The sequence below is a fragment of the Streptomyces sp. NPDC007929 genome (assembly GCF_042959065.1).
Lineage (GTDB): Bacteria > Actinomycetota > Actinomycetes > Streptomycetales > Streptomycetaceae > Streptomyces.
In genome coordinates this window covers 1-23,264 of sequence record NZ_JBIBKD010000018.1, presented here as the reverse complement: position 1 = coordinate 23,264, position 23,264 = coordinate 1, and the positions used below count along the sequence as shown (strand labels likewise).

25 protein-coding genes are annotated in these 23,264 nt (G+C 71.3%); 21 read left to right on the top strand and 4 right to left on the bottom strand.

What is annotated here, in order from left to right; translation table 11 throughout:
- The first annotated feature begins 44 nt into the window (after positions 1-44).
- The 4 genes from lipB (at position 45) to ACFZDE_RS37385 (ending at position 3,181) form a co-directional block, all read left to right on the top strand.
- A complete protein-coding gene (lipB, locus tag ACFZDE_RS37400) occupies positions 45-845 on the top strand; it encodes a lipoyl(octanoyl) transferase LipB (protein WP_390997867.1) in 801 nt (266 codons plus the stop codon).
- A gap of 104 nt (positions 846-949) precedes the next feature.
- Positions 950-1,915 (top strand): lipoyl synthase, encoded by a 966-nt coding sequence (lipA, locus tag ACFZDE_RS37395; protein ID WP_390997864.1) that lies wholly within the window; start codon positions 950-952, stop codon positions 1,913-1,915.
- Between the two features lie 289 nt (positions 1,916-2,204).
- Positions 2,205-2,408 carry a hypothetical protein gene (locus ACFZDE_RS37390; protein WP_030837456.1) on the top strand — a complete coding sequence of 68 codons (204 nt, stop codon included), beginning with the start codon at positions 2,205-2,207 and terminating at the stop codon, positions 2,406-2,408.
- Between the two features lie 71 nt (positions 2,409-2,479).
- Positions 2,480-3,181: a DUF4191 family protein gene (locus ACFZDE_RS37385; protein WP_390997860.1), complete on the top strand. Its 702-nt coding sequence runs from the start codon at positions 2,480-2,482 to the stop codon at positions 3,179-3,181.
- Positions 3,182-3,286: 105 nt separating this feature from the next.
- Here ACFZDE_RS37385 and ACFZDE_RS37380 read toward each other — a convergent pair whose 3' ends face one another.
- The gene (locus ACFZDE_RS37380; RefSeq protein ID WP_189594573.1) at positions 3,287-3,754 is read right to left on the bottom strand and encodes an RDD family protein; all 468 of its coding nucleotides are present in this window, start codon (positions 3,752-3,754) and stop codon (positions 3,287-3,289) included.
- A gap of 210 nt (positions 3,755-3,964) precedes the next feature.
- On the opposite strand from ACFZDE_RS37380, the gene glnA reads away from it, so the two are divergent.
- The 6 genes from glnA to ACFZDE_RS37350 all read left to right on the top strand — a co-directional run bounded on the left by glnA (position 3,965) and on the right by ACFZDE_RS37350 (position 9,436).
- Positions 3,965-5,374 (top strand): type I glutamate--ammonia ligase, encoded by a 1,410-nt coding sequence (gene glnA / locus ACFZDE_RS37375; protein WP_391212442.1) that lies wholly within the window; start codon positions 3,965-3,967, stop codon positions 5,372-5,374.
- Positions 5,375-5,486: 112 nt separating this feature from the next.
- A complete protein-coding gene (locus tag ACFZDE_RS37370; protein ID WP_391212433.1) occupies positions 5,487-5,753 on the top strand; it encodes a hypothetical protein in 267 nt (88 codons plus the stop codon).
- 49 nt (positions 5,754-5,802) lie between these two features.
- A complete protein-coding gene (locus ACFZDE_RS37365) occupies positions 5,803-6,168 on the top strand; it encodes a signal peptidase I (protein WP_391212426.1) in 366 nt (121 codons plus the stop codon).
- Between the two features lie 97 nt (positions 6,169-6,265).
- Positions 6,266-7,183 carry a zinc metalloprotease HtpX gene (gene htpX / locus ACFZDE_RS37360; RefSeq protein ID WP_390997848.1) on the top strand — a complete coding sequence of 306 codons (918 nt, stop codon included), beginning with the start codon at positions 6,266-6,268 and terminating at the stop codon, positions 7,181-7,183.
- A 7-nt stretch (positions 7,184-7,190) separates the two neighbouring features.
- Positions 7,191-7,775 (top strand): hypothetical protein, encoded by a 585-nt coding sequence (locus ACFZDE_RS37355; protein ID WP_390997846.1) that lies wholly within the window; start codon positions 7,191-7,193, stop codon positions 7,773-7,775.
- Positions 7,776-7,816: 41 nt separating this feature from the next.
- Positions 7,817-9,436 carry an alpha/beta fold hydrolase gene (locus ACFZDE_RS37350; protein WP_391212407.1) on the top strand — a complete coding sequence of 540 codons (1,620 nt, stop codon included), beginning with the start codon at positions 7,817-7,819 and terminating at the stop codon, positions 9,434-9,436.
- A 301-nt stretch (positions 9,437-9,737) separates the two neighbouring features.
- On the opposite strand, the gene ACFZDE_RS37345 is transcribed toward ACFZDE_RS37350, so the two are convergent.
- Positions 9,738-10,052: a hypothetical protein gene (locus ACFZDE_RS37345; protein ID WP_184912193.1), complete on the bottom strand. Its 315-nt coding sequence runs from the start codon at positions 10,050-10,052 to the stop codon at positions 9,738-9,740.
- A gap of 228 nt (positions 10,053-10,280) precedes the next feature.
- On the opposite strand from ACFZDE_RS37345, the gene ACFZDE_RS37340 reads away from it, so the two are divergent.
- The 8 genes from ACFZDE_RS37340 to ACFZDE_RS37305 all read left to right on the top strand — a co-directional run bounded on the left by ACFZDE_RS37340 (position 10,281) and on the right by ACFZDE_RS37305 (position 18,802).
- Positions 10,281-10,640 (top strand): ArsC/Spx/MgsR family protein, encoded by a 360-nt coding sequence (locus ACFZDE_RS37340; protein WP_391212394.1) that lies wholly within the window; start codon positions 10,281-10,283, stop codon positions 10,638-10,640.
- Between the two features lie 119 nt (positions 10,641-10,759).
- Entirely contained in the window at positions 10,760-11,446 is a 687-nt protein-coding gene (locus ACFZDE_RS37335) for a hypothetical protein (RefSeq protein ID WP_390997838.1), read from the top strand.
- Positions 11,447-11,818: 372 nt separating this feature from the next.
- The gene (gene glnII, locus ACFZDE_RS37330) at positions 11,819-12,850 is read left to right on the top strand and encodes a glutamine synthetase (RefSeq protein ID WP_390997836.1); all 1,032 of its coding nucleotides are present in this window, start codon (positions 11,819-11,821) and stop codon (positions 12,848-12,850) included.
- Between the two features lie 479 nt (positions 12,851-13,329).
- Positions 13,330-13,920, top strand: a complete 591-nt coding sequence (locus ACFZDE_RS37325; RefSeq protein ID WP_391212371.1) for a winged helix-turn-helix domain-containing protein — start codon at positions 13,330-13,332, stop codon at positions 13,918-13,920.
- A gap of 86 nt (positions 13,921-14,006) precedes the next feature.
- On the top strand, positions 14,007-15,017 hold the full coding sequence (locus ACFZDE_RS37320; protein WP_391212362.1) for an NAD-dependent epimerase/dehydratase family protein: 1,011 nt from the start codon (positions 14,007-14,009) through the stop codon (positions 15,015-15,017).
- A gap of 132 nt (positions 15,018-15,149) precedes the next feature.
- Complete coding sequence (locus tag ACFZDE_RS37315; RefSeq protein ID WP_391212349.1) at positions 15,150-16,409, top strand: sensor domain-containing protein; 1,260 nt, start codon at positions 15,150-15,152, stop codon at positions 16,407-16,409.
- Complete coding sequence (locus ACFZDE_RS37310) at positions 16,400-17,053, top strand: LuxR C-terminal-related transcriptional regulator (RefSeq protein WP_391212338.1); 654 nt, start codon at positions 16,400-16,402, stop codon at positions 17,051-17,053. Before ACFZDE_RS37315 ends, ACFZDE_RS37310 begins: the two co-directional genes overlap by 10 nt.
- A gap of 204 nt (positions 17,054-17,257) precedes the next feature.
- Positions 17,258-18,802, top strand: coding sequence for a DUF1996 domain-containing protein (locus tag ACFZDE_RS37305; protein WP_391212327.1), 1,545 nt, complete (start codon positions 17,258-17,260; stop codon positions 18,800-18,802).
- Between the two features lie 76 nt (positions 18,803-18,878).
- Here ACFZDE_RS37305 and ACFZDE_RS37300 read toward each other — a convergent pair whose 3' ends face one another.
- A complete protein-coding gene (locus ACFZDE_RS37300; RefSeq protein WP_391212318.1) occupies positions 18,879-19,331 on the bottom strand; it encodes a hypothetical protein in 453 nt (150 codons plus the stop codon).
- A gap of 162 nt (positions 19,332-19,493) precedes the next feature.
- Here ACFZDE_RS37300 and ACFZDE_RS37295 point away from each other — a divergent pair, with 162 nt between their 5' ends.
- The 3 genes from ACFZDE_RS37295 to ACFZDE_RS37285 all read left to right on the top strand — a co-directional run bounded on the left by ACFZDE_RS37295 (position 19,494) and on the right by ACFZDE_RS37285 (position 22,775).
- Entirely contained in the window at positions 19,494-20,021 is a 528-nt protein-coding gene (locus ACFZDE_RS37295) for a tetratricopeptide repeat protein (protein WP_391212311.1), read from the top strand.
- A 47-nt stretch (positions 20,022-20,068) separates the two neighbouring features.
- Complete coding sequence (locus tag ACFZDE_RS37290; protein WP_391212300.1) at positions 20,069-21,991, top strand: hypothetical protein; 1,923 nt, start codon at positions 20,069-20,071, stop codon at positions 21,989-21,991.
- Positions 21,992-22,085: 94 nt separating this feature from the next.
- Positions 22,086-22,775, top strand: coding sequence for a TetR family transcriptional regulator (locus ACFZDE_RS37285; protein WP_391212290.1), 690 nt, complete (start codon positions 22,086-22,088; stop codon positions 22,773-22,775).
- 6 nt (positions 22,776-22,781) lie between these two features.
- On the opposite strand, the gene ACFZDE_RS37280 is transcribed toward ACFZDE_RS37285, so the two are convergent.
- Positions 22,782-23,138, bottom strand: a complete 357-nt coding sequence (locus ACFZDE_RS37280) for a 5-carboxymethyl-2-hydroxymuconate Delta-isomerase (protein WP_390997807.1) — start codon at positions 23,136-23,138, stop codon at positions 22,782-22,784.
- Between the last annotated feature and the right edge of the window lie 126 nt (positions 23,139-23,264).

The window sequence follows — 23,264 nt, the reverse complement described above, 5'->3', positions numbered from 1 at the left end:
GCGCGCTACGTGCCTGATACACCCGTCCGAGGGAGGCGCTTGCCGTGAGTGAGTTGCGGTTCGTCCGCATGGGGTTCGGTGACGAGGCCGTCGAGTACCAGGCGGCGTGGGACGAGCAGCGCCGGGTGCACGCGGCGCGGTTCGCCGACGAGATCCCGGACACCGTGCTGCTCCTGGAGCATCCCCCGGTCTACACGGCCGGGCGCCGCACCGCGGACAACGAGCGCCCCCTCGACGGCACGCCCGTCATCGACGTGGACCGCGGCGGCAAGATCACCTGGCACGGCCCCGGCCAGCTGGTGGGCTACCCCATCCAGAAGCTCCCCCGCCCGGTGGACGTCGTGGCGCACGTGCGCCGCCTGGAGGAGGCCCTGATCCGCGCCTGCGCGGAGTTCGGCCTGGAGACGAGCCGGGTCGAGGGCCGCAGCGGCGTGTGGGTCCTGGGCGACCCGGTCGAGCGGCGTCCCGCGCTCGGCGGTCTTTCGCTGGACTTCGACCCCCGGCTGCACGACGAGGAGTTCGACCCGCGCATGAACGGCCCGGAGTACGCGCCGTCCAACGCGGGGCAGCGCCGGGAGGACCGCAAGATCGCCGCGATCGGCATCCGCGTGGCCAAGGGCGTCACGATGCACGGCTTCGCGCTCAATGTGAACCCGGACAACAAGTGGTTCGACCGGATCATCCCGTGCGGCATCCGGGACGCGGGCGTCGCCTCGCTGGCCGGTGAGCTCGGCCGGGACGTCACGATCGAGGAGGTGCTGCCGGTGGTGGAGCGCCATCTGCGGGAGGTCCTGGAGAACGCGGACCTGAAGCCGCGGGAGATCGAGAAGACCCCGGCGGCATAAATCGGCCCCCGCGGGAGCTGAAAGGGGTCAGCACCCCCGCAGGCTTTCAAATCAACGGGCGTACCCTTGAGGACGCCGAAGAATCAATCGCTAGGGAGCCGGTCGTGTCCGCAGTCGCACCCGACGGACGCAAGATGCTGCGCCTGGAGGTCCGCAACAGCCAGACCCCCATCGAGCGCAAGCCCGAGTGGATCAAGACCCGGGCGAAAATGGGCCCCGAGTACACCGCGATGCAGAAACTCGTGAAGAGCGAGGGCCTGCACACGGTCTGCCAGGAAGCCGGCTGCCCCAACATCTACGAGTGCTGGGAGGACCGGGAGGCCACCTTCCTCATCGGTGGCGACCAGTGCACCCGGCGCTGCGACTTCTGCCAGATCGACACCGGCAAGCCCGAGGCGCTCGACCGTGACGAGCCCCGCCGCGTGGGCGAGTCCGTGGTCACGATGGACCTGAACTACGCCACGATCACCGGCGTCGCCCGCGACGACCTGGAGGACGGCGGCGCCTGGCTGTACGCCGAGACCGTGCGCCAGATCCACCAGCAGACCGCGGGCCGCGAAGCCGGCCGTACCAAGGTCGAGCTGCTGGCCCCCGACTTCAACGCGGTCCCCGAGCAGCTCGCGGAGGTCTTCTCCGCGCGGCCCGAGGTCTTCGCGCACAACGTCGAGACGGTCCCGCGGATCTTCAAGCGCATCCGCCCGGGCTTCCGCTACGAGCGCTCCCTGAAGGTGATCACCGAGGCCCGCGACTACGGCCTGGTCACCAAGTCGAACCTGATCCTCGGCATGGGCGAGACCCGCGAGGAGGTCAGCGAGGCGCTCAAGCAGCTGCACGACGCGGGCTGCGAGCTGGTCACCATCACCCAGTACCTGCGGCCCTCCGTGCGCCACCACCCGGTGGAGCGCTGGGTGAAGCCCCACGAGTTCGTGGAGCTGAAGGAGGAGGCCGAGCAGATCGGCTTCTCCGGCGTGATGTCCGGACCGCTGGTGCGCTCCTCGTACCGCGCCGGGCGGCTGTACCAGATGGCCGTCGAGAAGCGGGACGGGTACATCGCGGCGCAGGCCGTCTGACGCATCGTCACCAGCCGCTGCCCACATAAGGGCAGGACAAGCGTGTGAATTCGCGCACAAGAGACTACCCACCGGTAGTGACCGATTCGACGCGGTCCTGACCGTCCTCGCAGATGAGGGCACATGTCAGGACCGCGTCGGCGTTCCACCCCTCCCCGCCAGGGCTTCATGGGTGTTTGACCGCCCGGTCACGCCCTGGTAACACCAATCAGTGACGCTGAACTCACAGCACGTACATCCGTCACCGCTCACCGCACGTACATCCGTCACCCGAGGGGGGACCTCACCCATGCAGGCCGCGCCGCCCGTCCGCGCCACCGCGATTCCGTCCTTCACGACCGCACTGCGCGCCGTCGAGTCGCTGCTGATGAGCAGCGGTCAGCGCACCGCCCGCCGCAACGCCTGGACCTCCGTGCTGGAGGACCGCCGTCGTGCCAAGGACCGGGTCGAGACGCAGCGCGTCATCGAGCAGTCCCTGTCCGTCCGTCCCTGACCCCGGCCCTCCCCGGGGCCCCGCGGACACTGCCGTCGTCGGGGCTTGTGGGGCCACGTAGACTTCGTGGCATGGCGAGGAAGGAACCTGCAGCGGACGCTGCGAACCCCGGGCGACTGAAGCAGATCGCTCTGACCTACAAGATGACCCGCAAGGCCGACAAGAAGATCGGCCTTGTACTCGCGGCAGTCGGAATCGTCACCTTCGGTGTCTTCCTCGCGATCGGTTTCTTGATCGGTCACCCCATCTATCTCGGCATCCTGGGCCTCCTGCTCGCCTTCCTCGCGTCGGCGATCGTGTTCGGGCGCCGGGCCGAGCGGGCCGCCTTCGGGCAGATGGAGGGACAGCCCGGCGCCGCGGCGGCGGTGCTCGACAACATCGGCCGGGGCTGGACGACGACCCCCGCGGTGGCGATGAACCGCAACCAGGACGTGGTGCACCGCGCGGTCGGCAAGGCCGGCATCGTGCTGGTCGCCGAGGGCAACCCGAACCGGGTGAAGACCCTGCTGGCCGCCGAGAAGCGGAAGATGAACCGCATCGTTGCGGACGTCCCGGTGCACGACCTGCTCGTGGGCACGGGCGAGGGCCAGGTCGAGCTGAAGAAGCTGCGCACGACCATGCTCAAGCTCCCGCGCGTGCTGACCGGCCCGCAGGTCACGGCCACCAACGACCGGCTGCGCGCCCTCGGTGACCTGATGAGCAACATGCCGCTGCCGAAGGGCCCGATGCCGAAGGGCATGCGGCTGCCGAAGGGCGGGCCGAAGGCTCGCTGACACTCCGCACACCGACATGAAGGAGGGGCGCCCGGATCACACCGGGCGCCCCTCCTTCATGTCGGACGTTCTTGCTTCATGTCGGACGTTCCTGCACCGCTCGGGTCAGATGCGGACCTCGACCGTGCCCGCCAGCCGGTCGTGCAGTCCGCGTCCGTCACGGTCCCAGATCAGGGCGGGGATCGCGAGGAAGAGCAGGACCGTGCGCAGCGCGGCGCGCCACGGGCTGACCCGGCCGGTGTCCAGGGCGAGCACCCGCAGGCCGAACAGGCGCTTGCCGGGCGTGAAGCCGACGGTACCGACCGTGAGGACCATCAGCGCGAACATGATGAGCGGCGCCCAGATCTGCGCCGCCTCGTTGTAGCTCTGGGTGATGAGACCGTATGCGATCAGAAGACACAGGCCCCAGTCGACGGCGAGGGCGCCGATCCGGCGGCCCGGGCGGGCGATCGAGCCGGGTCCCTCCTCGGGCAGACCGAGCTGCTCGCCCCGGTATCCGAAGTCGACACCGGCCTCTTCCGCGGCCGCGCGGGGCCCGGAGAGCCACGATCCGAGTGCTTGCCTGTTGTCCACCCGTCCACGGTACTGCGCCCGTAAATGACCAGGGCACGGCGGGGTGTGTCCGGGCTACGGTGGAGGCTGAGCCGGTTAACTTGTGCGAAACAAATGAGTCACGCCCGAGAAACCACCCGTCCCTAGGGTCGAGGTCAGCGTGTGCCACCCGCACTGGCCGCACGAACGAACTACCACCCCGGCGGGACGGTCGGGAGTAGGAGGAGCTGGATGTTCCAGAACGCCGACGAGGCCAAGAAGTTCATCGCGGACGAGGACGTCAAGTTCATCGACGTCCGCTTCTGCGACCTGCCGGGCGTGATGCAGCACTTCACGATCCCCGCATCGGCCTTCGACCCGGCCGAGGAGCTGGCCTTCGACGGCTCCTCGATCCGCGGCTTCCAGGCCATCCACGAGTCCGACATGGCTCTGCGCGCGGACCTCTCGACCGCCCGGGTCGACCCGTTCCGCCGCGACAAGACGGTCAACATCAACTTCTTCATCCACGACCCGATCACGGGCGAGCAGTACTCCCGTGACCCGCGCAACGTGGCGAAGAAGGCCGAGGCCTACCTCGCGTCGACCGGCATCGCCGACACGGCGTACTTCGGTCCCGAGGCTGAGTTCTACGTCTTCGACAGCGTCCGCTTCGCCACCTCGGCGAACGAGAGCTTCTACCACATCGACTCCGAGGCCGGCGCCTGGAACACCGGCGCCCTCGAGAACAACCGTGGTTACAAGGTCCGCTACAAGGGCGGCTACTTCCCGGTCCCGCCGGTCGACCACTTCGCCGACCTGCGTGCCCAGATCTCCCTGGAGCTGGACCGCGCCGGGCTGCAGGTCGAGCGCCAGCACCACGAGGTGGGCACCGCCGGCCAGGCCGAGATCAACTACAAGTTCAACACGCTGCTCGCCGCCGCCGACGACCTCCAGCTCTTCAAGTACATCGTGAAGAACGTGGCCTGGCAGAACGGCAAGACCGCGACCTTCATGCCGAAGCCGATCTTCGGTGACAACGGCTCCGGCATGCACGTCCACCAGTCGCTGTGGACCGGCGGCCAGCCGCTCTTCTACGACGAGGCCGGTTACGCGGGCCTGTCGGACACCGCCCGCTACTACATCGGCGGCATCCTCAAGCACGCTCCGTCGCTGCTGGCCTTCACCAACCCGACGGTGAACTCGTACCACCGTCTGGTGCCGGGCTTCGAGGCGCCGGTGAACCTGGTGTACTCGCAGCGCAACCGCTCCGCCGCGATGCGCATCCCGATCACGGGCTCCAACCCGAAGGCCAAGCGCGTCGAGTTCCGCGCGCCCGACGCCTCCGGCAACCCGTACCTGGCCTTCTCGGCGCTGCTGCTCGCGGGCCTCGACGGCATCAAGAACAAGATCGAGCCGGCCGAGCCGATCGACAAGGACCTGTACGAGCTGGCTCCCGAGGAGCACGCGAACGTCGCCCAGGTCCCGACCTCCCTCGGCGCGGTCCTGGACCGCCTGGAGGCCGACCACGAGTTCCTGCTCCAGGGTGACGTCTTCACCCCGGACCTGATCGAGACGTGGATCGACTTCAAGCGCGCCAACGAGATCGCCCCGCTGGCGCTGCGCCCGCACCCGCACGAGTTCGAGCTCTACTTCGACGTGTGATCGGCACCTGACCGAGGCAGCACGCCCGCGCCCCCGCCGTCCGTTCCGACGGCGGGGGCGCGGGCGTCTGTTCTATTCTTGGAGGCACGGACCACACGGGGGTGGAGCGGGAATGCCCGAGCACGAACAGGACGACCAGGAGCGCGAGTTCGACCTCAGGTGGGCGGACGGAGCCGAGCACAAGGAGCCCTCGGCCCGCGCCCGCATGCTCGCCGCCCGCTGGAAGCACAACCCGCCCGGCCCCGTCCCCTTCCGCGCCGACCCGGAGCACGTCGGTTCCCGCCACCGTTCCTCGTGGATCTCCACGGTCGTGGTGCTGGGCTGCGTGGCGGCGGTGATCATGCTGCTGGGATACATCAACTTCAGGGCGCCGTACTAGGGCCTGTCCGTCGGCACTGCGCCTGAGACCGCTGCTAGCGTCCGGCTCCGTGGACGACAGTGTGTATGTGGGGAACGCCGGTGTGGATGCCGCGTTGGATCGGGGGTGGATTCTCGGGCATTTCAAGGGGGCCGGGGATCCGCGGCGCAGTGCGGACGTGGAGGTCAAGTGGGGGGTGCATCCCCCGGGGGACGAGCGGGCCGCGTGGGTGCGCGGGGAGGAGCGGACCGCGCTGCTCGTGCTGGTCAGCGGGCGTTTCCGGGTCGAGCTGCCCGGGCGCAGTGTGCTGCTGGAGCGGCAGGGCGACTATGTCGTGTGGGGGCGCGGGGTCGATCACTCGTGGGTCGCGGAGGAGGAGTCGGTCGTGCTGACGGTGCGGTGGCCCTCGGTGCCGGGGTACGCGGTCGGGAACTGACGGCTTTGCCCGGCCTGGGGATGATCGCGACCCGTTCATGGGCGGGCCCGGGTGCACACTGGCTGTGGGACGAGTGCGTGACTGCGGGGTGATGCAGATGCACAGCCGTTTCCGGAGCGACCGGCGGTTGACCACCCGGATGGGGATCACGCTGTTCCTGCTCGGATTGTTGTACGTGGGGTTCGTCGCCGCGTTGATCGTGCTGCTGAAGTCGTGGGTGCTGGTCGTGGTGATCGCGGCGGGGCTGCTCGGGGCGCAGTACTGGTTCTCCGACCGGATCGCGCTGTACGCCATGCGCGGGCGGGTCGTGGAGCGTGCGGAGTATCCCGAGCTGCACGCGGTGGTCGACCGGTTGTGCGCCCTGGCCGACATGCCCAAGCCGGTGGTGGCGGTGTCCGCTATGGACATGCCGAACGCGTTCGCCACCGGGCGGAACGCCGACCACGCGGTGGTCTGTGTGACGACCGGGCTGCTGCGGCGGCTGGAGCCGGCCGAGCTGGAGGGCGTGCTCGCCCACGAGCTGTCGCACGTGGCGCACAAGGACGTCGCCGTGATCACCGTCGCGTCGTTCCTCGGGGTGATCGCGGGGCTGATCGTGCGGTTCGCGTTCTACTCGCAGCTGTTCGGCGGGGGCCGCAGGGACCAGAACACGGCGGCCGTCTTCGCCGCGGTGATGGGGGTGTCGGCGGCCGTCTACGCGATCAGCTTCCTGCTGATCAGGGCCCTGTCCCGGTACCGGGAACTGGCCGCCGACCGGGCTGCCGCTCAGCTCACCGGCCGCCCCTCGGCACTGGCCTCCGCGCTCACCAAGGTCACCGGCGACATCGCCCGCATCCCCACCAAGGACCTGCGCACGGCCCAGGCCTTCAACGCCTTCTACTTCACGCCCGCGCTGGGCCGTGAGCCCGGCATCGCCCGCCTCTTCTCGACCCACCCGAGCCTGGAGCAGCGGCTCGACCAGCTGGGCCGGATCTCCGCCGAGCTGGGCGAGGCGGCAGCACCGGGAGGGGTGTGATCGGCGCATGGGGCTGCTGGACATCCTGCTCGGCCGCACGAAACCGGTCGTGGCGGATCTCGACCGGCTCTTCGCGCTGCCCTCGGCGGCCGTGACCCTGGAGGCCGCCGCGGGCTTCACCCCGACCGGGCAGGGCGCGGTGTGCTTCGCCACGGTCGAGGGCGCGGCCTTCGAGCAGTCCCACCGCGAGGTGCGGGCGCTGCTGGACGCCGACACCGACCGCGACGGCCCGCCGGTGGAGCTGAGCCTGGACGACTACGGCTACTCCTGGCTGGTCTCCCGCCGTGCCCCCGACCAGCTCTCCGCGCTCGTGAACGACCTGCACGCCGTGAACAGCCAGCTGGAGGTCAACGGGTTCGGCCCCCAACTGCTGTGCTCCCTGGCCGGGTTCGAGGATCCACCGGGCCGCCGGCTCGCGCTGGTCTACCTCTACAAGCGCGGCACGTTCTACCCGTTCGCGCCCCTGCCGGGCGGCACCCAGCGGCGTGACAACGCACTCGAACTCCGGGTGCGGGCCGCGCTCTCGGGCGACCTGCGCATCGAGCCGGACCTGGGCCGCTGGTTCCCCGTGTGGGGAGCGCCCGGGCTCTGAACGGCCCACGAGGCGCCGGTGCCGCGTGAGTGAATGGCCGTATGAGTGAGCTGATCCCCTTCACCCACGTCACCGACGGCGAACGGCTCAGCGGGCTGTCCGCCGGAGGCGAGCGGGCCCGGGCGACGGTCGTCCTGCTGCACGGCGCGGGCAACGGCAGCAAGGAGCGACTGATGCCGCTGCTGGTCGAGTTCGCGGCACACGGCTGCCACGCCCTCGCCTTCGACTTCTCGGGGCACGGGCAGAGCACGGGCCTGCTGCCGGAGCTGAGTCTGCGCCGCCGTTTCGAGCAGGCCGTGTCCGTCATCGACGCACGCGCGCGTGCGGAGGCGCCGCTGGTCCTGGTGGGGTTCAGCATGAGCGGCCAGACGGTGGCGGATCTCGTACGGCACTACGGGGAGCGGGTGGCGGCCCTGGGGCTGTGCGCGCCGGCGGTGTACGCCGGTGAGGCGTGGGACGTGCCGTTCGGCTCGGGCGACGGGCGGTTCAGCGAGATCATCCGGAGGCCCGGGAGCTGGCGTGCGGCGCCCGCGCTGGACGTGCTGCGGGGGTTCGAGGGCCGGGCGGTGCTCGCGGTGCCGGACACGGACGAGGTGATCCCGCCGGCCGTGACGGCGGCCCTCTGCGAGGCGCTGGCCCGGCGCGCGCAGTTCACCCACCGGGAACTCCCGGGCGCCGGGCACCGGTTGGGCCTGTGGCTCGGCGATCACCCGGTCGATCGGCGGGAGTTCGTCACCGCCGTGCTGGCCGGGCTGGGCGAGCAGGGCTGGTCGGCGACCCGCGCCTGGGTGGCCAAACAGCTCCCCCACGGCCGTACGGTCGCCAGGTCGTCCTTTCTGGCCGGGGGCTGGAGCGCGCAGATGCGGAGGCTGGTCCTCGACGACGGCGGCGAGCTGGCGCTGCGGACGTTCGTGAAGCCGTTCTTCCGGCGGCACGCGCCCGGACTGCTGACCCGCGAGGCGGAGATGCTCACGCTGCTGGCGGAGCAGGAGGGCGTGCCGGCCCCCGAGCTGGTCGGCGTGGACGCGACCGGGGAGCACTGCGACCATCCGTCCCTGCTGATGTCCTTGCTGCCGGGCCGGGTCCGGGTCGACAAGGAGGAAGTCGACGCGCGGGCGGACCTGCTGGCGGCCCAGCTGGCCCGGATCCACCGGGTCGTGCCCCGGGAGCGTCCGCGTACCTACCAGGCGTGGACGTCACCGGCGGCGGTCCCTGCGGGGTGGGAGCGGGCGGTCGACGTCATCCGCCGCGATCCCCCGCCGTACGACGGCTGCTTCCTGCACCGGGACTTCCACCCCGGGAACGTCCTGTTCACCGGGTCGGGGGCCGGGCTGCGGATCAGCGGGGTCGTGGACTGGGTGGAGACCTCGTGGGGGCCCGCCGACCTGGATGTCGCCCACTGCTCCACGGCACTCGCGCTGCTGTACGGCCCGGAGTGCGGCCTCACCTTCCGGGAGCGCTACGAGGCCGGGGGCGGGCGCCGTCTGGCCGACGGTCCGGAGCATCTGTACTGGCGGCTGCTCGATGCCCTGGCCTACGTCCCCGACGCGGCGAAACTGGCGGGGCCGTGGCGGGAACTGGGCCGGACCGACCTGACGCCCGAGGTGCTGGGCGGGCGGCTCGATGCGTATGTGACGGGGCTGCTGGAGCGGTACGGCTGAGGCGTCGTTGGGGATGCTGGTCGGTGGCGTCCGCGAGGATGCGGAAGGGCCGTTCGGACGCGGCGAGTGGAGGCCGGGCACGGGCGCCGCTTCCGCACCCCGCTGGAGAAGGAACGGGCGGCGGGGTGAGACCCCCGAAGGGGACGACGGCGGCCGAGCGGCAGCCGCGCCGGGGTTCCGGCGCCCTCGGCCGGAGCCTCCCCCGGGCAGGTGGCGAAGCTCGACGCGACGCACGGCCGGGTGGTGTGAGCGAGCGCCGGTGCCCCGTCGTTCGGGGTGCCGGCGCTCGGGGTGGAGGAGGTCAGCGCGCGTACCGCATGAAGGCCCGGACCATGTGGCACGTCGTGTCCGACGGCGGGTGTACGCCGATCATTTCGGCGGTGTCGCGGATTGTCTCGTTGCGGGCCTGGTTGGGCATGTAGACGCCCGAGTCGAGCAGGGCGATGGCGAGGCGCATCGCCTTGAGACGACGGTTGTGCGTCACGTACCACTGGCGCGGCCGGCCCGGCGGCAGGGGGCGCTTCTGCACGGGTACATAGGGCAGGTCGAGCAGGACGGGACGCTTCGCGGTGGACTGGGTGGGCAGCGGCTTCGACTTCAGGGCGGCAGCGGGCACAGGCATCCTCCTGTCGCGGTCGGGCGGCTCACCGAAGACGTCGGCATCCCCGGCGCCACCCTCGAACACTGCTTACAGTCTACCGCCCGGCACTGACAACGGGGAGTCCGCAAGGACCGGCAAAAGCCCAGGTGAGCAGGGAATTTGACGGCATGTCACGGCAGGTCGGCGAGGTGCCCGTGGGGCGTCAGGAAATCGAACAAGCAGGGTGGCGCGTACCGTGTGCGCATGGAGATCTGGATCAACCCCGCGTGCTCGAAGTGCCGCAGCGCCCTGACACTGCTCGACGCCGAGGGCGCCGACTACACCGTCCGCCGCTATCTGGAGGACGTGCCGAGCGAGGACGAGATCCGGGGCGTGCTGGAGCGCCTCGGTCTCGAACCCTGGGACATCACCCGCACCCAGGAGGCCGAGGCCAGGGAGCTCGGGCTCAAGGAGTGGCCGCGGGACGCCGCTTCGCGCGAGCGCTGGATCAGCGCACTCGCCGGGCACCCCAAGCTGATCCAGCGCCCGATCATCACCGCCGACGACGGCACGGCGGTGGTCGGCCGTACCGACGAGGCCGTGCGGGACGCTCTGTCGCGCTGACCAGCCATCCACTCCCGTGTGGCGCAGGTCACTTGAGTGACTCCTGTAACCGATGAGTAACCCCGTTCGGTATCTCGTACATAGCGGCGTACGCTCCCCTATCTCTTCAGGAGGCGCGCATGTCGCGCAGGAGAACTCTCGGCACGAAGAAGAAGATCGCGCTGCTGGTCAGCGCGGCGACGGTGGCGGGAGGCGGGGCCTTCGTCATGGCGAGCACGTCGAACGCGGCGCCGCCGGCCCCCAAGTCGGCGTCGGAGTCGACGGTCTGCCTCGGCCTCGCCACCGCCCTCGGCAACAACCAGAAGTTCATCGCCGACCAGCGGGCCAACCCGGACGCGCAGTCCGAGGCGCGGATCGCCAACCGCGAGGCGGTCGTCGCGGAGATCAAGCGGAAGCAGGAGGCGTCGGGGTGCGCCGTCGGGGAGTCGGCTCAGGACTCCCAGACCGGACAGCCCTCGCAGCCCGCCCAGCCGGCGCAGCCGCCCGCGGCGTCGGCCCAGCCGTCACAGCCCGCCGCGTCCGCCCCCGCGGGAGACACCGGCGGCGATGCGGCCTCCGGGCAGCAGGTGTGCAACGGCTCCACGGTCACGCTCTCCGGCGAGGGCGGCGCGCCTGCCGCGTCCAGCAACCAGTTCCCGGCCGGCACGAAGCTGAAGGTCACCAACCTGGACAACAACAAGTCCACGACGGTGGAGGTCACTTCGGTCTCCGGCAGCTGTGCGCTGCTCAACAACGCGGCCTTCGAACAGGTCCGTGAGCCCGGCAAGTTCCTGATCCGCCGGGCCCTGATCGAGAAGGTGGGGTGAGGCGTCTCGACCGACTGAACGCATGAGGCGGCGGCCACCCCCTCGGCCGCCCCCCTCGTACGTGTCACCGGTCCTGCCACCCCCGGCCAGGGGTGGCAGGACCGGCGCGTCCGGCCAGGGGCTCGGGCCGTGCGGCGCCGGTCACCGGCTTTGACGGAGGGGAGCCGGTGACCGGCGCCGTCACGCGCCGGCAACACCCCTCCCGGCGTGAAGTACGGCACAGTGTCACCAGGTAACACGGGGTTCACATCCGAGCAATGGCCGGGAAATCGCCCGTTGCCAGGCTGCCGGGCAGCAGAGGCGGCGCACCGGTGCCGCAGCGCCGCAGCACCCGCGATACGCGCCCAGACACACCCCCGAAGGATGTGGCCCGTGACCTTCAAGGCTGAGTACATCTGGATCGACGGCACCGAGCCGACGGCCAAACTGCGCTCCAAGACCAAGATCATCTCGGGCTCGCCCGCCGGTCTCGACGCGCTGCCGATCTGGGGCTTCGACGGGTCCTCCACCAACCAGGCCGAGGGGCACGCCTCGGACTGCGTCCTCAAGCCGGTCTTCACCTGCCCGGACCCGATCCGCGGCGGCGACGACATCCTGGTGCTGTGCGAGGTCCTGAACATCGACCTCACCCCGCACGCCAGCAACACCCGCGCGGCGCTGGCCGAGGTGGCGGAGAAGTTCGCGGCGCAGGAGCCGATCTTCGGCATCGAGCAGGAGTACACGTTCTTCAAGGACGGCTACCCGCTCGGCTTCCCCAAGGGCGGCTTCCCGGCCCCGCAGGGCGGCTACTACTGCGGTGTCGGCGCGGACGAGATCTTCGGCCGTGACGTCGTCGAGGCCCACCTCGACAACTGCCTGAAGGCGGGCCTCGGCCTGTCCGGCATCAACGCCGAGGTCATGCCCGGCCAGTGGGAGTTCCAGGTCGGCCCGCTGGCCCCGCTGGAGGTCTCCGACCAGCTGTGGGTGGCCCGCTGGCTGCTCTACCGCACCGCCGAGGACTTCGACGTCGCCGCCACCCTCGACCCCAAGCCGGTCAAGGGCGACTGGAACGGCGCCGGTGCGCACACCAACTTCTCCACCAAGGCGATGCGCGAGTCCTACGACGCGATCATCACCGCGGCCGAGTCGCTCGGTGAGGGCTCCAAGCCGCTCGACCACGTCAAGAACTACGGCGCCGGCATCGACGACCGCCTGACCGGTCTGCACGAGACCGCCCCGTGGAACGAGTACTCCTACGGCGTCTCCAACCGCGGCGCCTCGGTGCGCATCCCCTGGCAGGTCGAGAAGGACGGCAAGGGCTACATCGAGGACCGCCGCCCGAACGCCAACGTCGACCCGTACGTGGTGACGCGGCTGCTCGTCGACACGTGCTGCTCGGCGCTGGAGAAGGCCGGCCAGGTCTGACCTGTCCCGCGAGCTCCCCGAGGCGTTCACCGTTCGCGGTGGGCGCCTCGGTTCGTCTGCCGCGGCGTCGTGGCTTCTCGCGCAGTTCCCCGCGCCCCTGACGGGGACGCTGTTGTCCAATTTCGTCTGCCGCACCGTCGTGGCTCGTCGCGCAGTTCCCCGCGCCCCTGACGGGGACGTTGTTGTCCAAGCAGTGAGAGGAGGGTCCCCGTGACGGATCGGCTCTGCTTCAATGGAGTCATGGCCAGCCACCGGAAGTGCATCGCGACGGGTCGTCACGACCTTGAGCCCTTCTGGCCGTCCCGTCAGGACCACGACTTCGACCGGGTGTGTTGCCGCGCGATGAACGCGCAGGCCCTCTAAAGCCGTACACCCCGGCCTTCGGCCCGCGCGAACCGCGTACGTCCCTCGGCGAGCCCGACACGCATCGCGGCCGTCGTCCTCCCGACGAACTCCTCGCGCGAAAGAGCTGACCTCTCATGGCGACCACTCGTTCCCTGTCCACCGCCGCCCCCCTCACCGCCCCCGCGCCGCACGGCCCCCGGCACCGGTTGCGTGCCGTCGACCGGGACGAGGTGGTGACGGTCGCGGATCTGCTGCCGCCGGGCGCCACCTGGCTGCCCGCTCCGCAGCACACCCTGCCCACGCTGCCGGGACAGCCGCCGATGGTCGGCTACCTGGTGCTCGTCCCGGCCGACCAGCAGCCGCCGTTCCCGGTGGCGGTGCCCGACCTGCCGCACTCCGCCGACCAGGACCCCGGCCCCGAGCCGGGCGGCGAGCCGCTGATCCACGTCGACACCGTGCAGCGCACCGCCCGGGTGGCCGGGCGGCCGCTCGACCTCACGTACCTGGAGTTCGAGCTGCTGGCGCACCTGGTGGCGCACCCGGGCCGGGTGCACACCCGCGATCAGCTGGTGGGCACGGTGTGGGGCTACGGGCACGTGGGTGACGGCCGTACGGTCGACGTCCACATCGCCCGGCTGCGCCGCAAGCTGGGCGCGGAGCACCGCGACGCGATCCGCACCGTGCGCCGCGTGGGCTACAAGTACGTGCCGCCGACCGCGCGTTGACACCGCCCTGCGCCGTCCCGCCGCGTTCCCTCTGCTGACAGCAGATCCCCGTTCCCCCCTCTCCCCCGGCCGGGCAGAGTCACCGCATGAGGCTTCTGATGCTGGGTGGTACGGAGTTCGTGGGGCGGGCCGTCGTGGAGGCGGCGCGTGGGCGGGGCTGGGACGTGACCGTCTTCCACCGGGGGCGGCACGACGCGCCGCCGGGTGTGCGGTCGTTGCTCGGCGACCGCACCGCGCCCGGCGGCCTGGCCGCCCTCGCCGACGACGCGGGCGACTGGGACGTCGTCGTCGACACCTGGTCGGCGGCGCCCCGCGCGGTGCGGGACACGGCGCGGCTGCTGCGGGGCCGCGCCGGACGGTGCGTGTACGTGTCGAGCTGCTCGGTGTACGACTGGGCCCCGCCCGCCGGGTACGACGAGGACGCGCCCCTGGTGGAGGGGGCGTCGGCCGACGCGGAGCAGACCGCGTACCCGCAGGACAAGCGGGGCGGCGAACGGGCCGTGCTGGACGCCTTCGGCGCGGAGCGGTCGGTGCTCGTACGGTCCGGGCTGATCCTCGGCCCGTACGAGAACATCGGCCGGCTGCCCTGGTGGCAGGGCCGTACGGCACGCGGCGGCCCGGTGCTGGCGCCCGGTCCGCGTGAACTGCCCCTTCAGTACGTGGACGTCCGGGACCTGGCCGAGTGGCTGCTGCTCGCGGCCGAGCGGGGGCTGAGCGGGCCGTACAACCTGGTCAGTCCGCAGGGGCACGCCACGATGGGCACGTTGCTGGAGGCATGCGCGCGGGTCACCGGCGGCACCGCCGAGCTCCGCTGGACCGAGCCCGGGGTGATCCTGGAGGCGGGCATCGAGCCGTGGACCGAGCTGCCGGTGTGGGTGCCGCCGGGCAGCGACCTGCACGACGCCCTGCACAGCGCGGACGTCTCCCGGGCGGTCGGGGCGGGGCTGGTGTGCCGGCCCGTCGAGGAGACCGTGGCGGACACCTGGCGCTGGCTCCTGGGCCTCGGGGGCGTGGCGCCCCAGCGCCCGGACCGGCCGCGCTGCGGCCTCGACCCGGAGGTGGAGGCGAAGGTGCTGGCGTCCGACGCGGGTACCTGAACGAGCCGTCCCGGACCGGCAGCTGTGATCCGTCCGAGGTGTACTCCGGTGCCCCGGGGTGTACCTGGCACCACCCCCGGCCGGGTGTCCCGGCCCCGTGACCGGGCGGGCGGGCTCGACGAGACTGACGTCATGACCATGGACACGGAGAACGGCAGCGGGCGGACGGCAGGGCGGGGCATCGGACTCGCCGCGATGCGGGGGCTGGCGCTGGCCCTCGTCGGTCTGCCGGGGGCGGTGCTGTGCCTCTGCCTGGCCCTGGTCTCGATCGCGCTCATCCCGGTCGGGGTCGGGCTCGTCACCACGCCGTACGTGCTGATGGGGGTGCGGGCGTTCGCCAACGCGCGGCGGGTGCTCGCGGCGGAGTGGGGCGAGGTGCGGATCCCCGCCACGTACCGGCCGCTCCCCGAGGACGCCAACCCGTGGGCGCGCACCTTCGGGATGCTGCGCGACCCGGCGACCTGGCGGGACCTGCGGTGGCTGCCGGTCGACATGACCGCCGGGTTCCTCACGGCGCTGCTGCCGGCGGTGCTGCTGCTGTACCCGCTGGAGGGGTTCGCGCTGGCGCTCGGGCTGTGGCGGGTCTTCCCCGACGGGTACTGGTACGGGTTCGTGCCGGTCACCGGGCAGGCCTCCGCGTTCGGTGCGGCGGCCCTGGGTCTGGTGCTGTTGTTCCTCGCGCACTTCCTCACCCCGCGCCTGCTCGGCCTCCACTTCCGGCTCACCCGGGCCGTGCTCACCGGTGGCCGGGGGGAACTGGCCGAGCGGGTGCGGGTGCTGACCGAGACGCGGCGCGACGCCGTCGACACCTCCGCCGCCGAACTGCGCCGTATCGAGCGGGACCTGCACGACGGGGCGCAGGCCCGGCTGGTCGCCGTCGGCATGGACCTGGGCACCATCGAGATGCTCGTCGACAAGGACCCGGCCCGGGCCAAGGAGCTGATCGCGCAGGCCAGGGAGTCCTCGGTGGAGGCGCTGACCGAGCTGCGCGAGCTGGTGCGGGGCATCCACCCGCCGGTCCTCGCCGAGCGCGGCCTGGGAGACGCCGTACGGGCGCTGGCGCTGCGGCTGCCGGTGGCCACCGAGGTGAGCGTGGAGCTGCCGGGGCGGTACGAGGCGCCCGTGGAGTCGGCAGCGTACTTCGCCGTCAGCGAGGTGCTCACCAACTCCGTGAAGCACTCGGGCGCCGACCGGATCTGGGTCGACCTGCACCGGGCGGACGGCATGCTGCGGGCGACGGTCACGGACAACGGCAAGGGCGGTGCGGTGATCGGGGCCGGTTCGGGGCTGGCCGGGGTCGAGCGGCGACTGGGTACATTCGACGGCGTCCTGGCCGTCAGCAGTCCCGCGGGCGGCCCCACCATGGTCACCATGGAGATCCCTTGCGCGTAGTCCTGGCCGAAGACCTCTTCCTGCTGCGCGACGGACTCGTCCGGCTGCTCCAGGCACACGACTTCGAGATCGCGGCGGCCGTCGAGACCGGGCCGGAACTGGCTGCCGCGCTGGCCGAGCAGAACCCGGACGTCGCCGTGGTCGACGTCCGTCTGCCCCCGACACACACCGACGAGGGTCTGCAGTGCGCGCTCGACGCCCGCCGGAAGCGGCCCGGGCTGCCGGTGCTGGTGCTCTCCCAGCACGTGGAGCAGCTGTACGCGCGCGAGCTGCTGGCCGACGGCACCGGCGGGGTCGGCTACCTGCTGAAGGACCGGGTCTTCGACGCCGAGCAGTTCGTGGACGCGGTACGGCGGGTCGCGGCCGGGGGCACGACGATGGACCCGCAGGTCATCCAGCAGCTGCTGGCCCGCCGTTCGGGCGAGGACCGGCCGCTGGCGCGGCTGACGCCCCGGGAACGGGAGGTGCTGGAGCTGATGGCGCAGGGCCGCTCCAACGCGGCGATCGCGGGGAAGCTGGTCGTGACGGAACGGGCGATCGCCAAGCACACCGCCAATATCTTCGCCAAACTGGGCCTTGAGGTCTCGGACGACGACAACCGTCGCGTGCTGGCGGTTCTGGCCTATCTCGACCATGGCCGGTGAAACCGGACGAGCCCATTCACCTACCGTGGGGGATCAACAACTCCCGGTGTTAGAAGGGTTGTTGAGAACAGATGGCCTCCCACGAATCTCGCATCAATTTCCGAGACATCTGAACACCCCTGGGACCACCTCCGTATGGAAGGGAGCCGCTTCACTCCTGTCGGGCGCCTCGATGCCCCCGAAAAAGGAAGTCAGAGGAGTTCCATGGGACGCAACACAAGAAAACGCCGTACGCCGCTGGCCACCAAGGCCATTGCCGCATCGGCGGCCCTAGCGCTCGGTGGGGGCGGGCTGATCTGGGCAAACTTCTACGCCTCGGCGCACGAGGAGAACTCGGCGAACCAGACCAAGTCCGCGGGCGCGCAGATCGCCACGATCCAGTGCCCGGACGTCGGACAGAAACTGACCGACGTCCCCGACCGTGCCCGCCAGGGGGTGGACAAGGAGCTGGCCAACCTCGACAAGCAGATCAGCGAGGCCTACACCCGGCTCGCCTCCACCCGCCAGGCCCAGGCCGGTGACGCCGGCTTCGTCGACAACGCCATCCTCGGCCCGCTGAAGTCGAAGCGGACCGCGGTCATCGACCGGATCGGCATCAACATCCGCCGGGTCGGCGGCAAGGCCCCGGCCAACCTCGAGCAGCTGGCCAAGTGCCAGGGCATGGCGGCCGACGCCAACACCAACGACGGCCAGGGCGGCGGTGGCCAGAACAACGACGGTCAGAACAACGACGGCCAGAACAACAACGGCGGTCAGGACCAGGGCCAGGACAACGGCGGCCAGGACAACGGGCAGGGTCAGGGCGGCAACGGCGGCCAGGGTGGCAACGGCCCCGCGGCGGACGACTTCATCAACATCGAGAACGTCCAGCCCAACTCCCGCAACCTGCCGAACGGCCTACCGGCGAACGGCGACGGCGGCTCCACGGGCACGTTCACCACGAACTGCGGTACCAACGAGAACAACAACCGCAACTCGGACAACGTGATCGCGGCCCCCGGTGTCTCCAACGGCGCGCAGCACATGCACGACTACGTCGGCAACCAGAACAACAACGCCTTCGCCAGCGACCAGGACCTGGCCAACGGCCAGACGAGCTGCCAGAACCAGGGCGACAAGTCCACGTACTTCTGGCCGGTCATCCGGATCCAGGACGGCACGCAGGAAGCCGACCAGGGTCAGCCCGGCGGCGGTCAGGACGGCAACGTCGGCAAGATCGTCGGCCCGAGCGAGGCTCAGCTGAAGTTCGTCGGCAACCGCACCAGCGACGTCGTCGCGATGCCGAAGGCCCTGCGCATCATCACCGGTGACGCCAAGTCCCTCACCAACGGCCTGAACAACGCCAACACCTCCTGGAGCTGCACCGGCTTCGAGGACCGGCAGGTGACGGACAAGTACCCGCTCTGCCCCGACGGCAGCAGCGTGGTCCGTACGACCAACTTCCAGAGCTGCTGGGACGGCCAGAACACCGACAGCGCCAACCACCGCACCCACGTGGACTTCGTGGAGGCGGACGGCAGCTGCTCGAACGGCTTCCAGGCCATCCCCCAGCTCCAGGTCCGTCTGGTCTACGACATCCAGGCGCCGCAGATCAACAACGGGCAGGTGCAGAACGCCTTCGCGCTCGACTCCTTCCCGGAGCAGCTGCACAAGCCGATCACCGACCACAACGACTTCATCAACTTCTTCGACGACAACCTGATGAACAAGATGGTCCAGTGCATCAACAACGGTCAGGACTGCCAGTAGTCCCGGGCCGATGACGGCGGAAGGCCGGCGGTGGGAATTCCCACCGCCGGCCTTCGGCTTGTCGCGGCCCGTGGGGTCAGCCGTGGTGGCCGGCGCCGCCGTCGTGCCCGCCCTTGTTGTGGCTGCCGCCGGGGTTCATGTGCTCGGAGCCCTCCTCCATGGTGCCGCCGAGGGTGCCCTGCAACGCCGTGACCGTCTTCTGCGCGCCGACGGCGACCCACTTGCGGCCGACGAGGTAGTAGCCGCCGTAGTCCTTGGCGGTGTTCAGCCACTCGCGCTGCCCTCGGTCGGTGGCGAAGGTCGCCAGGACGTACTTGTCCTTGCCCTTCTTGCACAGGGCCTGGCGGATGGTGTCCGCGTCGGTCTGCATGTTCGGCTTGCAGTCGGCCTCCGCCGCGATGTGCTCCAGGCTGCCGCTCACCTCCTTCGGAACGGCCGCCTCGTCCTTGTCGCCGGATCCGCCGCAGCCGGTCAGCGCCAGTATCGCCACCGCGCCGCTCAGCGCCAGCATCGGTCGGGTCACCCTCATCTGTTCCTCCGGTCCTTGTCGGCACGGTCCCTGTCACGGCACGATCCGGACGCATGCCGCACGGAGCCCCGGCAAGAGGCTCTCGCCCTCGATACGGCCGAGAAGCCCGCCGTGCTCAAAATCCCGCTGCCCCGGTGTGCACTCCTGTGCGAGGGTGGTCCGGTGGATCAGGACTGGGAAGACCGTGTGGCCGCCCTGTGGGACCGTTTCGACGACTACGCCGAGACGGAGGAGGGCGAGGCCCGCTTCCGCGCCGACGTCGGCGCCCTCGTCGCCGAGCTGCCCGGGGGCAGTCCGCACGGCCCGTTCGAGCAGGCCTGCGCCTGGGACTCCACCGGCCGCTCCGACAAGGCGGTCCCGCTGTACCGGCAGGCGCTGGAGAACGGCCTCGCCGACGCCAGCCCCTACAAGGCCCGCCGGGCGAAGATCCAGCTGGCCAGTTCCCTGCGGAACACCGGCCGGGCCGAGGAGGGCGTCGCCCTGCTGACGCCCGAGCTCGTCGCGCCGTCCGACGAGCTTGACGACGCCGTGCGGGCATGTCTGGCCCTGTGCCTGTCGAGCCTCGGCCGCGACCGGGAGGCCCTGGCGCTGACCCTGGGCGCCCTGGCCCCGCACCTGCCGCGCTACCAACGGTCCATGGCGAACTACGCCCGGCTGCTCGTGGAACCCGGAGAACACCCGAGCGCGTGACGCGCCGGGCCAGGTGACCATCCAACGATTCGCTCGTTCTGCTGAACGTGCAGTCACAGGATGTCGCCCAGCGCCCCGCACCCCCCTCCCCGGCCGGCCCGGTCGTCGACGTCGAGCAGGCCGAGGCCGCGCTCGTCGAGCACTACCCGCGGCTCGTCCGGCTGGCCTACCTGGTGCTGCCGCCCGGGCTGGGCCGCAGCCGCCGTGTCCTGACCGCGCACGCCCTCACCCAGCGGGCCCTGCCCCGCACCCGCACCCCGGCCCCGGTGATCCCGGCCCAGTCCACCGGCCGGGACGGCGACCCGGGGTACGCCCTGGTCCGCCTCCAGGTGCTGCGCACGGCGCTGGAGGCGGGGCTGCCGCTGAGGGCGAGGGCATGGCCCAAGAGGGCTCAGCTGCCGCCGCTCCTGCCACACGTGTGGGGTCTGAAACTGTTCCCGCGCTCCGGCGGCGCCGACGAACTCTCCCTGGACCAGAGGCTGTCCACGCTGTCGGGCCCGGCCCGGGCCGCCTACGCGCTCAGCGGCCTGGAGCGGCTGACGGACGACGGGGTGTGCGAGGTCCTCGCGGCGGCGGGTGTCGCCGACCCCGAGGGCGCCGTCCTGGAGGCCGGCGGGATCCCCGCCCAGTACGGGCTGCTCGACTCCCCCGAGTTCGACCCCTGCTCGCTCCAGGCCCGCCCCACCGACCTGATGCGCCGACGCCAGCATCTGAAGGCCGCCCTGGCCGCCGGTGCCGCGCTGCTGGCCTGCGGGGCGCTGCTCGGCCTGCCCGGTGAGGGCTGGGGCCCCGAGGGCGCCGCGGCACCCCCGTACGCGCGCAACCCGGCCGCGCAGGCTGCCCTTGACCCCGCGAAGCTGACCCGGATGCCCCCGTCCGCCTGGCGCAGCTCCGCACGCGCCGACTTCTCCGTGTGGCCGGCCCGCGGGGACCTGACCGGCGACAAGGCCCTGCTGCGCCGCGCCCTGGCGGTGTGGGCCCGCCCCGGCGAGACGGTCCAGGTGTCGGTGACCCCCGGCACCCTGTCCGGCGGCCCGGCCGGACCGCCCCAGCTGCTGTACGCGGGGACGGTCGACGCGGCGCGCGTGGTGATCCTCTACGACGGTCTGCGCATCGCCCGGTACGCCGAGCCGAAGGACGGCACCCAGGGCGCCGCCCTCGACTTCGCCCGGGTCGACGGGGCCGGCCGGGCCGAGTCGGGCGCGGTGGTCCTGGGCCGCTCCGACGGCAACGTCCGCTATCTGACGGCCCCCTGGGTGCGTAAGGCCGGGGAGCGGGACCTGATGAAGCCGGGCTCGGGCGCGATGGATCTCGCGGTCACCGACGGGGTGACCGCACCGCTGGCCAGCCCGGCGCTGCGGTCCGGCGACTGCTCCTCGTGGAACGTGCTGCAGGTGACCGACGGCCCCAGGACCCGGCTGCTGACCGACCTGGGCGAACTGGTCCCGGCCCGGCTCACCACCGGACGGCCGGGCTCCGCGCGCGAGGTGTCCGGGGCCGCGGCGCTGCGCACCTGGCAGCCGTTCGCATGCTCGCTGGGCACGATGCGCTCGGCGGGGGTGCGCAGCGTCAACGCCTGGGCGTTCAACGAGCAGCCGCTGCCCGACGCGAGCGGCTCGGCGGCGTGGGTGTGCACCCGGGCCGAGACCTGGCGGGGCGGCGGGGCGCGGGTGCTGGCGCAGTTCCACACGCCGGGCGGGGCGTACGGGGCCGCCGCCGCGCAGGCCGAGAACGTCCCGGCGTGCGGGCCGCGCGACCCGCATGTGCTGGCCGGGGTGTTGTGGAAGGCGAAGGCGGGTGACTGGTACCTGCTGGCCGCGGGAAGCCGGGAGACGGCGTCGATCCGCGCGACGGGCGCGGTGAACGGACAGGCCCGGAGCAGTCTGCTGACCGTGCCGGCCGAGCAGGGGGCGCGGGCCCAGCTCAAGGGGACCCTGAAGGACGGCCGTTTGCTCAACGGGCTGCGCTGACGCGGGCGGCTCGCGGGGCCGTCCGGTGCCGCCCGCGGCATCCCGCGATCGATCCGGGCCGTTCAAGGCCGGAATCGATCGGTAAGGTGTTCGTATGACTATCGGGGTTCGCCGCAGAATGGGAGTCGAGGAGCGGCGGCAGCAGTTGATCGGCGTCGCCCTCGAACTGTTCAGCCGCCGCTCGCCCGACGAGGTCTCGATCGACGAGATAGCGTCGGCCGCGGGCATTTCACGCCCGTTGGTCTATCACTACTTTCCCGGCAAACTCAGCCTGTACGAGGCGGCGTTGCAACGGGCGTCGGACGATCTCGCGGCCCGTTTCGTGGAGCCGCACGAGGGTCCGCTGGGAGCGCGGCTGCTGCGTGTCATGCACCGCTACTTCGACTTCGTGGACGAGCACGGGCCCGGCTTCTCCGCCCTCATGCGCGGTGGCCCGGCCGTCGGCTCCTCCACGACCAACGCGCTCGTCGACTCGGTGCGGCAGGCCGCGTATGTCCAGATCATTTCGCACCTGGGCGTGACCGATCCGCCCGCGCGCCTGGAACTGGTGGTCCGTTCCTGGATCTCGCTGGCCGAGTCGACGGCGCTGATCTGGCTGGACGGCCGGCGCATCCCGCGCGAGGAGCTGGAACCCCAGCTCGTCAACGACTTCGCCGCCCTCGCCGCGGTCAGTGCCGCCTACGACGAGGAGATGGCCACGCTGCTGCGGGAGGTCGTCAAGGACGAGCCGGCCGACGGCCCGTTCGCGCACCTGGTCGGCCGGCTCATCGCCCTGGCGAGCTGATCCCGTTCAGCTCTCGAACTTCGCGTACGACGGGTCCAGGTCGCGGACCTCGGCGGAGGCGTGCAGTGCGAGGCCCTCGGCCGGCTTCAGATGGGCCCGGAGCAGTTCCAGTGCGGCCTGGGTGAGCCGGGCCTTGACCTCGTCGGTGCGGCCGGCGAGCAGGGCGATGTGGATGTGCACATGGGCGTGCCCCGCGGTCTCGGGGCCGACCACGATGTCCTCGGTGGGGCGGAACCGGGTCTTGCAGGCGGGCGGCTTGGCGGCCGCGATCTCGACCGTCGCCTCGTGCAGCGCCTTCGCGAAACCGGGCCGGTCGAAGTCGCCGGCGAGGTCGGCCGAGTAGTCGACGGTGATCTGCGGCATCAGTACTCCTGTTCCAGGTGGGTCTGCTCACCCTAGGGCCTGTCGTTTGGATCAGCCCGCAGACGCGGGGCCTGGCACGCGCATCTGCCGCGTTGTCGTCACTCGCCGATGCTCCGCATCGACTCC